Source organism: Flagellimonas abyssi (assembly GCF_019457905.1).
Lineage (GTDB): Bacteria > Bacteroidota > Bacteroidia > Flavobacteriales > Flavobacteriaceae > Flagellimonas > Flagellimonas abyssi.
Map to the genome: position 1 here is coordinate 1 of NZ_JAHZSV010000064.1, position 14081 is coordinate 14081.

General features: G+C 39.0%; 15 protein-coding genes. 9 read left to right on the forward strand and 6 right to left on the reverse strand.

The window, feature by feature from the left end:
* The 9 genes from K1F36_RS19435 to K1F36_RS19475 all read left to right on the forward strand — a co-directional run.
* On the forward strand, nt 1-300 hold a 300-nt coding region (locus K1F36_RS19435; protein WP_220115279.1), incomplete at its 5' end, for a cation efflux transmembrane domain-containing protein.
* 44 nt (nt 301-344) lie between these two features.
* On the forward strand, nt 345-1028 hold the full coding sequence (locus tag K1F36_RS19440; RefSeq protein WP_220115280.1) for a lipoprotein signal peptidase: 684 nt from the start codon (nt 345-347) through the stop codon (nt 1026-1028).
* Nucleotides 1028-2026, forward strand: a complete 999-nt coding sequence (locus K1F36_RS19445; protein ID WP_073099364.1) for a sodium:calcium antiporter — start codon at nt 1028-1030, stop codon at nt 2024-2026. The genes K1F36_RS19440 and K1F36_RS19445 overlap by 1 nt, the downstream gene beginning before the upstream one ends.
* A gap of 12 nt (nt 2027-2038) precedes the next feature.
* On the forward strand, nt 2039-3970 hold the full coding sequence (locus K1F36_RS19450) for a heavy metal translocating P-type ATPase (protein ID WP_008610948.1): 1932 nt from the start codon (nt 2039-2041) through the stop codon (nt 3968-3970).
* Nucleotides 3971-4723: 753 nt separating this feature from the next.
* Nucleotides 4724-6676, forward strand: coding sequence for an FTR1 family protein (locus K1F36_RS19455; protein ID WP_073099365.1), 1953 nt, complete (start codon nt 4724-4726; stop codon nt 6674-6676).
* Nucleotides 6677-6953: 277 nt separating this feature from the next.
* Entirely contained in the window at nt 6954-7805 is an 852-nt protein-coding gene (locus K1F36_RS19460; protein WP_008610946.1) for an RteC domain-containing protein, read from the forward strand.
* Nucleotides 7806-8098: 293 nt separating this feature from the next.
* Complete coding sequence (locus K1F36_RS19465; RefSeq protein ID WP_073099366.1) at nt 8099-8383, forward strand: helix-turn-helix domain-containing protein; 285 nt, start codon at nt 8099-8101, stop codon at nt 8381-8383.
* A gap of 2 nt (nt 8384-8385) precedes the next feature.
* On the forward strand, nt 8386-9138 hold the full coding sequence (locus tag K1F36_RS19470; RefSeq protein WP_128757724.1) for a hypothetical protein: 753 nt from the start codon (nt 8386-8388) through the stop codon (nt 9136-9138).
* On the forward strand, nt 9122-9784 hold the full coding sequence (locus K1F36_RS19475) for an ATPase (protein ID WP_220115281.1): 663 nt from the start codon (nt 9122-9124) through the stop codon (nt 9782-9784). Before K1F36_RS19470 ends, K1F36_RS19475 begins: the two co-directional genes overlap by 17 nt.
* A 17-nt stretch (nt 9785-9801) precedes the next feature.
* Here K1F36_RS19475 and K1F36_RS19480 read toward each other — a convergent pair whose 3' ends face one another.
* The 6 genes from K1F36_RS19480 to gcvH form a co-directional block, all read right to left on the reverse strand.
* Nucleotides 9802-10011 carry a GDCCVxC domain-containing (seleno)protein gene (locus K1F36_RS19480; RefSeq protein ID WP_073099369.1) on the reverse strand — a complete coding sequence of 70 codons (210 nt, stop codon included), beginning with the start codon at nt 10009-10011 and terminating at the stop codon, nt 9802-9804.
* A 9-nt stretch (nt 10012-10020) separates the two neighbouring features.
* Nucleotides 10021-11367 carry a dihydrolipoyl dehydrogenase family protein gene (locus K1F36_RS19485; RefSeq protein ID WP_073099370.1) on the reverse strand — a complete coding sequence of 449 codons (1347 nt, stop codon included), beginning with the start codon at nt 11365-11367 and terminating at the stop codon, nt 10021-10023.
* Nucleotides 11368-11991, reverse strand: a complete 624-nt coding sequence (merTP, locus tag K1F36_RS19490; RefSeq protein ID WP_073099371.1) for a mercuric transport protein MerTP — start codon at nt 11989-11991, stop codon at nt 11368-11370.
* Between the two features lie 12 nt (nt 11992-12003).
* Nucleotides 12004-12375: an ArsR/SmtB family transcription factor gene (locus K1F36_RS19495; protein ID WP_073099372.1), complete on the reverse strand. Its 372-nt coding sequence runs from the start codon at nt 12373-12375 to the stop codon at nt 12004-12006.
* 151 nt (nt 12376-12526) lie between these two features.
* Entirely contained in the window at nt 12527-13573 is a 1047-nt protein-coding gene (gene arsB / locus K1F36_RS19500) for an ACR3 family arsenite efflux transporter (protein WP_073099373.1), read from the reverse strand.
* A 1-nt stretch (nt 13574) separates the two neighbouring features.
* A complete protein-coding gene (gcvH, locus tag K1F36_RS19505) occupies nt 13575-13955 on the reverse strand; it encodes a glycine cleavage system protein GcvH (RefSeq protein WP_220115282.1) in 381 nt (126 codons plus the stop codon).
* Nucleotides 13956-14081 lie beyond the last annotated feature (126 nt).

The following is a 14081-nucleotide window of genomic DNA, read 5'->3' on the forward strand; positions in this document are numbered from 1 at the left end:
CGAAGGTTTTTCAGCGATACAGAAACACCTTTGTTCCAATGGATGATCATTGTTTCAATTTTTGCCCTACTGGGGAATCTTATTTCGCTTTGGTTGATAAACAAGGCTAAAAGTAAGGAGGCGCATATGCAGGCCAGTGCCATTTTTACGTCCAATGATATTATTGTAAACGGTGGGGTTATAGTGGCAGGGGTACTGGTCTATTTTCTGAATAGCAAATGGCCCGATTTGGTGATTGGCGGCATCGTCTTCACGTTTGTAATGCGGGGCGCCATAAGAATTTTAAAATTATCTAAATAATGCAAATATATGTTGCACAAGACGTTGGGAAACAATAGGAAATTATGAATAAAAGTAGTGTAGCATTATTGATTTTACTGTTGTTGGCAATAGACCAGACCATAAAGATTTATGTGAAGACCCATTTTTATTATGGCGAGGAGTACTACGTATTTGGCCTGGATTGGTTTCGCTTGCATTTTTTGGAAAATCCCGGAATGGCCTGGGGCTTTAAGTTTGGGGAGGGATATCTGGCCAAGCTTGTTTTGATCCTATTTCGGCTGGCCGCCATTGTTTGGGGGACTTTTTATATCAAAAAGATGATACGTGAAGGATATGCAAAGGTTTTTGTAATCTGTGCAGCATTTATATACGCAGGTGCATTGGGTAATTTGATTGACGGTGCATTTTACGGACTGATCTTTGAAAAAAGTGATCCCGCACTTCGCAACATTGCAGAAATATTCCCCTCGGGCGGTGGTTATGCCGGATTCTTAAATGGTAATGTAGTCGATATTTGGTTCTTTCCAATTATAGATACAAGTCTTCCGGAATGGCTGCCATTATGGGGAGGCAATGAATTTACTTTTTTCGACCCTGTATTTAATACCGCAGATGTTTGGATTAGCACGGGAGTGATTTTGCTCCTGATCTTTCAAAACAAACAACGAAAGGTCCAGAAAAGATCGAATATGAAAAAGTTGAAATATACCGATGGTAACAGAACAATAATAAACAACAATTATTAATGGACGTCTGGTTATGGATATTAGTATTGGGGGTAGCAGCTTGGGCGGCACACTGGGGTGCGGACCAACTCTTGACGCCTTTAAAGATGCTCCGCAAACAATGGGGCCTGACCGCTTCAGCAGGTGCAGCATTCCTTGCCATTGTAACCGCTAGCCCCGAGGTAGCTGTAAACGTTACCAGTGCAGCCCGGGGCGTATCCGATATTGGTCTAGGTAATCTATTGGGCTCAAATATCATTTCCATTCCGTTAATGGTTACCATAGCGTATTTCGCTTCACGGAAACGATTCAAGAACAATGAGAAACATCAAAAACACCTCGATAAAAATATTCTTGTGCTGAATAAACGATCTATTTCTGTCCTTTCCCTGCCTTATCTGGGGATTATCGCCCTTGTCGCCCTTTTGACTTTGCCCAAAGCCTGGCGAGGACTTCAGCCTGTGGATGGGTGGATTATGCTCGCTGCCTACGCAGTTTTCTTGGCCCACGCCATCATAAAAGGCCGGAAAAAGGGCAAAAATGTAGAATGGGACAAAAAACAGATTTGGTTATCTGTTGCAGGAGCCTTGGCGATAGCGGTAGGAGCTTTTTTTATTGTAAAGGCCACTGAAAATATTGTTTCGACCCTGAATATTTCTGAAATCGTTGGCGGATTGTTCATCACGGGTATAATGACCACCGCGCCTGAAATATTCAAGACCTGGAGCGTGGTGAAAGGAGGCGAAGTAACGGCAGGCACCACCAGTGTTATCGCAGATAATGCGGTTACGATGACGGTAGCCTTTTTCCCATTGGCACTGGTAACCACCCCTATCGAAGATTTTCAGTTGTTCTGGGTGAACCTTGCCTTCGTTGGGCTGATGCCGCTTTTGTATTCCCTTTTTGTCCATCAAAGCAAGGAACTTCACGGTTTTAGCAGATGGCAGATATTCGTTTTCGATGCAGCCTATATCGTCTATCTATTAATAATGGTATTTTTTGTTCTAAAACTATTTTAAAATAAAACATATATGAAAAAGAAAAAACTAAATTTAAGAGACCTCAACGATACATCAATTGAAAATAAGGTTTCAGCACAACTGAGTATTAAGGAATATATCCCTTCCATCTTCAGTTTTGTATTGCTTATAGTAGGTATTGCGGTTGATTATTTTGACGCCTTCCCATTTTTTAAAAGTTGGGTGCGAATCGTTTGGTATGCGGTAGCCTACATCCCCGTTGGTTTTCCTGTTATAAAAGAGGGATGGGAAAGTATCAAGGACGGTGATTTCTTTACCGAATTTTTCCTAATGTCCATCGCAACCCTGGGGGCGTTCGCCATTGGGGAATACCCTGAAGGCGTTGCGGTAATGCTTTTCTATGCCGTAGGTGAGCTCTTCCAAAACGCAGCTGTAAAACGAGCAAAGGGTAATATAAAGGCGCTGCTTGATGTACGCCCTAATGAGGCCGTGGTGTATCGAAACGGCGATTATGTTTCCGTCAATCCCGAGACCGTGGAAATTGGAGAAAAAATACAAGTGCGCGTAGGCGAAAAGATTCCTTTAGATGGCAAATTACTATCCGAAAAAGCATCGGTCAATACCGCAGCGATTACGGGGGAAAGCAAACCCGACACCATTGCCAAAGGAGACAAGGTTTTTGCCGGGAGCATCAATCTAGAAGGTGTTATAGAAGTGGAAACCACCAAAGAATTCAAGGACAGTTCCATTGCCCGTATTCTCGATATGGTACAAAATGCTACCGCAAGAAAATCAAAGACGGAACTGTTTATAAGGAAATTTGCACGCATCTATACTCCTATCGTAGTTTTTTTAGCGGTATGCTTAACGTTTTTACCTTATTTTTTTGTGGACGATTACGTGTTTCAGGATTGGTTATACCGAGCCTTGATTTTTCTGGTAATTTCTTGTCCCTGTGCATTGGTCATTTCCATTCCCCTAGGTTATTTCGGTGGATTGGGTGCCGCATCCCGTAACGGTATACTTTTCAAGGGCGCATCTTTTTTGGATGCAATGACCCAAGTGAATACGATAGTAATGGACAAAACCGGAACCGTTACCCACGGGGTCTTTAAAATAAAGGAAATTAAACCCATAACATTAGAAAAGGCAACGTTTATGAAGTACCTGATGGCGATGGAAGAACAATCCACACATCCCATTGCGAAGGCGATATTGGAATATAAAGCGGACGGTTCGGATTATGAGGCGACCGATGTTTCGGAAGTAGCCGGAAAGGGCTTGAAAGGGATGGTCAACGGAAAAACAGTACTTGTAGGTAACAAAGCTTTGATGACCTCAAACGGTATTGAAGTTCCATCAGAAACGGACGCTATTGTTGAATCCATTGTAATGGTAGCCATTGATGGAAAATTTGCAGGTTATGTAACCATAGCCGATGAACTGAAGGAAGATGCGCACGAAGCCATTGAACAAATACGTCAAGCAGGAATTCGACAACTTATAATGCTTTCGGGCGACAAGGATTCAATTACACAGCAAGTGGCAAACGAAATGGGAATCGATTGGGCAAAAGGAGGGCTTTTACCGGAAGATAAATTGAATGAAGTGGAAACTTTAAAAAAACGCCCGGACAGCAAGATTGCCTTTATTGGCGATGGCATTAACGATGCCCCGGTTTTGGCAATAAGTGATGTAGGCATTGCAATGGGTGGTTTGGGCAGCGATGTGGCCATTGAAACGGCGGATGTCATTATCCAGACCGACCAACCCTCTAAAATAGCAAGGGCAATAAAAATAGGCCGGTCTACAAGACGCATTGTCTGGCAGAATATTGGTTTGGCTTTCGGTGTAAAAATCATTGTTATGATTTTGGGCGCAATGGGGATGGCTACAATGTGGGAAGCAGTTTTTGCAGATGTTGGAGTAGCCTTCCTTGCCATACTCAATGCCATTCGACTACAGAAAATGAAATGGGACTAATTTAAAATTGGAAGAAGCATATAAAGAATAAAATGTCTCAAAATCGTAGAAATAGAAGGCAAAGAAAAAGGAATGAAAAATCCCTAAAAAGTACTATGACAACAAAAGACAGATTGTACGGCATCCTAGCACTTGTCGGAATCTTTTCTATAGTACTTATAATTTATTTTTTCGATGCCATTTTCTACTTTTTTTACCTGCTTTTTTCGGATTGATACTATTCAAAGGATTTTTAATTTATCTAATACTGTGGGGAGTTGAAAATATAGTGTTTAACTAGTTCATTTATATAGATGACATCGCCTTCCTCTTAATAATTGAAATTTTTTAAGGTTCAGGGATTGTCCCTATTGCCAGTTGAAAAGTGTCTTGATTACTCGAAATCAAATTATGTCATTAAACAGAAGAATAAGAAGAAGGGAGAAAAGGTCTAAGAGTAAAATAACCAAAAGAGACAAGTTATGGGCAATTATGGCCCTAATTGGAATTTTTATCGCAGCCCTTCTCTTGTTTCATTTCTTTATAAAAGATTTGGTATATGGATAAAATCTGAAAATTGGTGCCTTGGTTAAAAGATTTAAAATTAGGTGCATAATGTTTTAAGAATCTCCATATCATATAAGATTGATTACTTAATAAAGTAACTCAGTATTGATATATTGACCGCACCTTTTGCGAAAGGATTTGTTTTAAAGCGTATCTTTATATTTATTTAGTCTAAATAATATTAGTGATTTTTATAATAATTTTTTTATGTTACAACACAGGCGTTATATAAGTATTTTTCTAATAAGCTTCATTGCCTTATTAAGCTCGAACATCTATGCCGGCACGGTCAAAGATGACTCGAATATTCAGACCATTATACATTTATTGGATTATCTATCAAAAGATTATCCAGCAGCGGTTAAAGATGGTGTTATAGTTAACGAAGGTGAATACCTTGAAATGAAGGAATTTAGTGAAACCATACTCTCACTAAGCCAAAATCTGGAGCTCTCCTTAACGCAGGCAAACCAGATACAGAGCGACTTGATTGATTTGAGAGCATATGTACTAAACAAGGTTTCCCATCAAAAAATAAAAGAGGTCACTTCAAAGGTCAAGTGGGCTATTATCAATTTTACGGAATTTGAAATTAGCCCACCTAATTGGCCAAATATTGATAATGGAAAGAAACTATTCCTGACCAATTGCATTCAATGTCACGGAGCAAGCGGTAATGGACAGGGCAAACTAGCTATGGGCCTAAATCCGGCGCCTACCAATTTCTTAATCGATACCCTTATGCGTGAGGTTTCCCCCTTTCAGGCTTATAACACCATCAAACTTGGTGTAGAAGGAACTGCAATGCAAAGTTTCGGTATGTTGAGCGATAAAGAAGTATGGGATCTTTCCTTTTATATCAAATCCCTGAGGTTTAATGCCTCTTCTGCAGATTCGCTTGGGCTAAAGGAAATATTTAACAAAATCTCTAATGAAGTTTCCTTAAAAGATGTGGCTACTCTATCCGATAAGGAATTGATTCAAAAGTTGGGCTACGAAGATTCCGTTACTTATAAAAAATTGAAAGCTCTAAGAATTTTTTCTCTCGAAAAGGCCTCGACCGACAATAGTCTTGTTGTTGCCAGAAATTACCTGAACGCTGTTCTGTTAGATTATAAGGCGGGCAATAAAAAATCGGCACGTCAAAATGCCCTGAATGCATATCTCGAAGGTATTGAACCGGTAGAAGTACGATTGAAAGCCAACGACCCAGAATTCACCTCACAACTAGAGCAGCAAATGATGGCGGTTAGACAAGCTATAGAGAGCTCTAAAAGTATCTCCACGGTACAAGCTGAAATCGCTGATGCGGTATCAATGATAGACCGTGCGGACCAATTGATGAGGGATACGAAGCTCAACTATTGGCTTTCCTTTTTCTTGGCAGCATCTATTATGTTGCGCGAGGGGCTTGAAGCATTCCTTATCATTGCCCTGATCCTGGCTTTAATAAAAACTTCCGGCACTAAAAAAGCACTCCCGTATGTACACGGCGGGTGGATTATGGCCATTCTAACAGGTATCGCAGGATGGTTCCTGTCAGATTGGATAATCGGTATTAGTGGTAAGAACCGTGAGATTATGGAGGGATTGATTTCTTTAGTAGCGGTAATAGTGCTGGCATTTGTTGGGTTTTGGCTGCATAATCATTCCCATTCAAAAAAGTGGAAAGAATTTATAGAAAAAAAGATAGGCAAACAACTAAGAGGGGAAAAAATGTTTGGATTGGCCGTATTTTCCTTTATGGTTGTATTTAGGGAAGCCTTTGAATCCATCCTTTTCTTACAGGCCATTAGCTTAGAGACCAAAACTGGTGATGGGTCTTCCATAGGTTTGGGCGTGATTGCTGCTTTTGGACTGATAGCATTGCTTGCAGTGATTTTTGTAAAATATTCCAAAAGAATTCCGGTAAGGCAACTTTTTAGATATTCGGCTTGGGTAATAACCTTACTTGCGATAATATTAATTGGAAAAGGGATTCACGCTGTCCAAGAGGCAGGCTGGGTATCAGTCACTAGTTTCCCTATTTCCCTTAAGATAGATTGGTTGGGCGTGTATCCTACAAATGAAACTCTAATGGCACAAGTGGTCTTGTTAGGGTTTCTTTTACTGTTGTATTATGTTAGCAATCATAGAAATAGGGCTATTCAAGTCAAATAAGAGATGCGTAGAGTTGAGTTCCTCAAACTTTTACAGGCTTGAATATAATGTAATAATAAACCTAACGAATTAAAAAGCCTAATAATGGTAATAAAGTAACATTTATAGAGCGTGTATTTTAACTAGTCTCTCTTTATGACACCAAATGATTTAGGTGTTTTGTATTAAGTCGTTTTGGAAACGATGTTAAGATGCAAAATGCGATTTCTTAAACCCCAAAATTACAGTTGTCAATAATGTGGGTTTTATTTTATTAACATTTAAACCCAGATTAAATTTGGAAAAAGATTTACTTAAAATAATAGAAGATTTCAAAAATGAAATATTAGAAATAGAGGAGTCCAACGTTAATGATTTCAATGTAGTTGAAAAGGGAATTACAATCTCAAGGAAATATTTACAAAAACTTCGGCTATGTATTAGAGATAATAAATTCAAAAATAAAGAAAATGAAATAACATTTTTCAAAAAGCACAAGCCGTATGTTTATAGCAGGTTGAAATTCTATGCTAAACTGTATAATTTTTTGATTAATCGCCCGGCGGGAACGATTCAATCTCAACAGATCTTTATAGACGAAGAAATTCAAAAACTTCAAGAAAGTAACCGCCGGAATATCGACTTTATTAAATATTACCGGGAGGAATCTACGGTTTTAGATGAATTTTACTTTATAAGAGGTAAAGATAAAATTAGTCTGGTTTCGGACACTTCCCATTTCTATACTGATGCTGAATTTTCTACAAGTCACGATAACGCAATTGCTAAAATTATGGCCTATGACCTCTTAATAAATCACTACGTTCAGGAATTAAGTTATTTAAGAGATCAGTCCTACGGTATTTCAAATAAACTAAACACTTTAGCCAATGGTGAGCGCCTTGGCTGGACGGCTTCAAAAACTGACCTGATTGAATTGATTTATGCCTTACAGGCTTCTGGAGCGATAAAAAGCGGTACAGCTGGTATTAAAGAAATGGCTTCAGCTTGTGAAGATATTTTTGAACTTAATCTTGGTAACGTTTATAGAACTTTTCTCGAAATAAGAGAACGGAAAATCGACCAAACCAAGTTTATTGATAGACTAAAAGCAACACTTTTAAGGCGAATGGAAGAAACGGACGGTTGATATTTTCATTTTTAAAAATGTTAAATTTCTTCCCAAGTTGGGTCTTACTTGTGAAAAAATAAAATTAATTTTATCTATTATCATTTGGCATAGATGATTTAAAGTGACACCTCTAAATCAAACCAATTTAAACCATTGAAAATGAGCAAATAAAAACACCCTACTTGGGTACAACTTGGGATTAAAATCCAATAAACCATCCCAAATTTGTAGAACGAAAGTCAAATCAGGTCAGGGACTATCAAATTAGTTGAAATCGATACGATAGTCCCTTTCTTTAAAACCGTTCTATTATGCCAGCAAATATTATTACCACCGACGACCTTCGAGAATTTAAAATGGAATTGCTCGATGACATCAAGAATCTTCTATCTAAACAAGCAACTGGAAAACTCAAGAAATATTTAAAATCTTCCGAGGTAATGGACTTGCTTCAAGTTAGTCCAGGCACTTTACAGAATCTTCGTATCAATGGTACGCTACCTTACACAAAAGTGGGTGGCATTATCTATTACGATACAGAGGAAATTCAAAAAGTAATGGACGCCAACCGTGTGGATCATAGTTTAAATTCTTAACGATGAACTATATAAAGCTACTTAATGCGGCTTTTGAAAAGTTCTATTTTGATGACCGCCTAAATCCTACCCATATAAGCTTATATATGGCGCTGTTCCAAGAATGGAACAGCTCAAGGTTTGCAGATGAACTATATGTAAACCGTAGGGATTTGATGCGTTGTGCCAAAATAGGTTCAAAATCTACCTATCATCGGTGCATAACGGAATTAGATTCTTGGCTCTATTTGAGCTATTTCCCTTCCAACAATCCGTACAAAGGCAGCAAAATAAAGATGGCCATTATCGGGACAAGTGATGAACCTGTTGTGGGACAGTACAATCCCACATTAGAACAACTTGCGGAACACTACCATCCCATACGTGAACCAGTTGTGGGACAGCACCGTCCCAATAACGGACAAGTAGTGAACCAACACCGTCCCATAGGTGGACAAGCATTGGTATCTACTATAAACAATAACAAACAAGAAAACAATATAAAACAGCCAAAGGGCTGGCAGGCCGTTTTCATTTTTTTTGAAGAAAAAGGTTTTGATGCTGATGAAGCAAAAAAATTCTTTGAGCATTACCAAACTCGTAATTGGCAAACCAGCGACGGAAAAGACATCCGAGATTGGCGTGCCGTAGCCATCAACTGGATGGACAGAACCGAAATATTCGACGAAGAAAAAAAACCAAACAAAAAACAAGCGTCCCAAATCAAGGACAACTTGCGAACCACTAAAAACAAAGATTATGGACAACCCCTCTAAAATTACCGAAGGTGGCGTGGAATATTCGCTCGGAAAATTTGATGGCAAAAGCGTCCTCTATGATTTTCCAAAAATCTTGATTTACCTGAATGCCAAGGGCAAACTTTTGTTTGGCGAAAAGTTTAGGATTTATGATGAAGACAAAGACATTTTGCTGAAACTCTGTTCCTACTTCATCAAGGATAAAGACAACTGTGAGACTTACGGTATTGACATTGACAAAGGCATTCTGCTTTCTGGACCCGTTGGATGCGGAAAGACCAGTTTAATGAAATTATTGCGCCATTTAGTGCCTTTGCAACGTCCTTATGAGATGATTCCTTGCCGAAACGTAACCTTCAGTTTTAATCATTTGGGTTTTAAAACCGTTGAAGAATATGGTAACACTAAATTTTACTGTTTTGATGATTTGGGCGTGGAACCTTCTGGCAGATTCTACGGAAAGGATTTGAACGTAATGGGCGAAGTACTTTTATCTCGATACGAGCTGTACTTACAAACCAAACACAAAATCAAGACCCACGCCACCACCAATCTCAACGCAGAAGAACTGGAAGAACGTTATGGTAATCGTGTCCGTAGTCGAATGCGGGAACTTTTTAATTTGATTGCTTTTGATACTAAAGCTGGGGATAAGAGGAAGTGAATTTATAGTATGGCTTTTTAACAACAATTTTTATTTTCTTGAATCGGCGGACAAGCCACAGTACCATAAGAACAGAATACACAACAATCCCCTTCTTTTGGTTTTAGTGTTTGTTTGCAATTATCACATTCATAAAAGAATTGACAGGCCGTGGTTGGCATTTCTTCTTCTGTTTTGTGGCCGCATTCAGGGCAGGTGATCGTAGATTTTAATATTGTAGTTTCCATAAATAATAGTTAGAGCATATAGGTTAGGTCAGATGCCATTGTAGGATATGAAAATACCATTGTCCGCAAATCGCTTATGGTCATCTTGGTCTTTATCGCCATTGCGAAAAGATTGATGGTTTCCTCACAATGAGGTCCGATCAGATGCGCGCCCAAAATGGTATTATTATTTTTATCGATGATTGTTTTATAAGCATATTCATCCACATTCAGGCGTCTCGCATTGAACCAATTATCCACTTTTTCAAAATTGACATTGATATCATATCCCTTTTCTTTGGCATCATCTTCCAATAGGCCAACGGTTGCCATAGTGGGCAAAGTGAAAACTACTGAAGGCATTGGGGGATAACTGACTTTTTTCTTATTTCCTTTAATGATATTTGAAGCTACGACGTGTCCTTCCAAAACAGCTACGGGTGTTAGGGGCAATCCTCTTGAGTCCGCTGCATCGCCAGCTGAATATATGTTCGCGTTCGATTTGCTCTGAAGGTATTCGTTGACCTCTATCCCCTTTTTTGAGAAGGATATACCTGCTTTTTTCAATTCTAAATCAAAAATGGCTGGGGGACGACCAGCGGAATTAAATACTTCTGCCGATTTGAAGTTAGTTTCCTTTCCGTTTGAAATTCCTGTAGTAATGTAGTTGTCATCTTTATGTTCAATTTTAGAAACTTCAGTTTCAAGAACGAGCTTAACACCTAAATTACCTGTGGCATCGACCAAATGTTTTACAATATCCTTGTCAAAGTTTTCCAACGGACGTTTGCCTCGATGTACTATTGTTACCTCGGCACCAGAACGTGCGGCAATATGCGCGAATTCAAAGGCGATATATCCACCACCGATGAAAAGCAGGGATTGGGGTAATTCCTTAAGGTTTAGAAAATCCGTACTCGTTTTCGCAAGCTGTCCGCCTTCAAAATCTAAAACTTTTGGTTTTGAACCTGACGCAATTACAACTTTATCAGCTTGAATGGTCTCGTTACCTACACTTAAGGTATTCTCATTTATAAACGTAGCGGAATTGTGAAAGGTGTCGATTCCGTTCTTCTTATACCCCTTTTCTATTTTCCTCGGCATTTCATCAACAAAGGTCTGTTTGAACGCCATTATATCCCTCCAGTTGATATTCGGAATGGTATCAATGCCTTTCCCTTTAAGTCTTTTAGCGAAGTCGCGTACTTCCGTGGCACCGATAATCACTTTTTTTGGGTCACAGCCTCGTAGGGCACAGGTGCCACCATAAGGCAGTTCATCAGTAATGCCCACCGAAAGACCTTTTGAAGCGCATTTATTGGCGATTGTCATACCTGACATACCCGAACCAATAATGAAAACATCATATTTTTTCATCTACTTATTTTCTTTAGTGGTTTTCTCGACAACTTTATAGCCGGTGCTTTCTATAGCTTTTCGGATTGCAGGCAAATCGGTTTTGGTCTTGTCAAATTCCACTATGGTATTGGCATATTCGTAGCTGGCTTTGACCGAAATAATTCCATCCAGCTTATTGACTTCGTTTTCTACGTGTGCCTCACAGCCTGCACAGGTCATTCCAGCGACTTCAAAAGTCTGCTTTTTGATATTCGATTGAGAGACATAGACAATATCCTTGGTGGGCTGTGCATAAAATAGATTGGAATAGTACGGGAAGGCCAGCATCAATGCGGCGAATAGTGTTACTATCAATAAGAACCGTTTGGATTGCCAAAACGATGGTTTCGCATCATCTTCACAGGCGCAATCTATTTCTTCCTGTGTTTTCGGCCGCAGTTTCTGATACCAGGCAAACACCAAGACAATAATGGTCAAGCCGATAAGATAGGGTCTAAATGGCTCGACCCAAGAAAAGGTAGATGCAATTCCGCTTGTTCCAGCAATTAATGCCAAGACAGGGGTTATACAACATATTGATGCTGCAACTGCGGTAAAAATGCCGGTATAGGTCGCGGTATTTGAAGTTTTATTCGGTGCCATAATGTAAACTTTCTAAGCTGTTTTCTTTCTTGTCGAAATTGAATTGAAAATTCCATTCAAAACATTGTCCTCACTCTTTACCAGCGAATAATACAATGTTTGCCCTTCACGTCTCGATGTAATAATTCCCGCATCCTTCATTTTTCGGATATGCTGGGATACGGCAGGAACACTCATTTCAAGAATGTCAGCAATATCGCAAGGACACAGTTCATTCTCTATGTTCAATAGAAATAGAATTTTCAGTCGTACCTCGCTTCCCGCAAGAGACAAAATTTTGCTTATTGCTTCTAAGCTACCTGAAGAATTCTCTATGGTTTCCTTACATCTCGATATTTGCTTCTTGTCTGCTTCGTTCCGTGTACAGGTTATTTCCAAGCTCATCTTTTTTGATTTAAAGTGGCTACAAATATATCATTATTATATTATTTAAGCAAATACTTAAATAATGAATAAATCTAAAACGTGAACTTTTAATCTGGATTGCTTTTGATACCAAAGCTGGTGATAAAAGAAAATCTACTTCTTTAGCAACTTAAACCTCGACTTTTCCATAATATTTTTTCCGCAACCAAAAGGAAACCCGAACCAATAGTATTAATGCTGGAACTTCCACTAAAGGTCCAATAACACCTGCAAAAGCCTGTCCAGAATTCAACCCAAAAACTGCAATGGCAACAGCAATAGCCAATTCAAAATTATTCCCAGCTGCTGTGAACGCCACGGAAGTAGTTTTATCATATTCCGCACCTGTGGCTTTGGTAAAGAAAAAGCCGATGATAAACATCAGGGTAAAATAGATGAGCAATGGGACTGCAATAATTACTACATCCATCGGGATTTCTACAATCAGTTCGCCTTTGAGCGAGAACATTATAACAATTGTAAACAAAAGTGCAATCAAGGTTATGGGCGAAATTTTCGGAATGAATTCTTTAGTGTACCACTCTTCGCTTTTCAACCTTACCAAGATTAATCTGCTCAATATTCCCATAACAAACGGAATACCTAAATAAATAGCCACGCTCTCTGCAATCGTACCTATTGAAATATCAACGATAGCGCCTTCAAACCCAAAATAAGGCGGAAGTATAGTTATGAATATCCACGCATAGAAACTATATGCAAATACTTGAAAAATGCTGTTTAAAGCGACCAGACCAGCACCATATTCGCTACTTCCTTCAGCGAGGTCGTTCCACACCAAGACCATTGCAATGCAACGTGCCAAGCCTATTAGGATAAGTCCGACCATATACTCGGGGTAATCGCGTAAAAACGTGATTGCCAAAATAAACATTAAAACAGGACCGATTATCCAGTTTAAAATAAGAGATATGGAAAGGATTTTTGTATTTCTAAAAACTTTGGGCAACAGCGAATAATTGACCTTTGCCAAAGGGGGATACATCATCAATATCAAACCTATCGCAATGGGTATGTTGGTCGTTCCGCTACTGAATGAATTTATGATATTTGGAAATGATGGGGAAAAGTACCCAATCCCAACACCTATTGCCATTGCGACAAAAATCCAAAGTGTAAGATTTCTGTCGAGAAAGCCTAATTTTTTCTTAGCCATATTATTTATTGATTGATTTTTGATAAGCCTCGTGGCTTAAAAGATTTGAAAGTTCGTTAAGGTCACTAACTTGTATTTTGACCATCCAACCTTCACTAAAAGGTTTTTCATTAACAAGTGTTGGATTTTCAAGTAGATTCTCATTAACGGCGGTAATTTCGCCCGAAAGTGGCATAAATAAATCACTTACCGTTTTAAGTGCCTCGACAGAGCCAAAAACTTCATCCTGTTCAAACTCATCGCCCAGGTTTGGTAAGTCAACATACACTATCTCGCCAAGTTCGCTTTGTGCAAAAGTGGTAATACCAACCGTTCCGGTATCGTTTTCAATTTTTACCCAAGTATGTTCTTTCGAAAAATATAGATTATCAGATGCTTCCATTTTTGCAAGGTTTTAATATCCGTTTCTTAAATTATCAGCATAGCTGTTGGGTAATATGCTGTCTTCGACGGCCTTCGCCGCTTTTTGGATAGGGCGGTCAATGTATACCACCTGCGGCGGATGAAA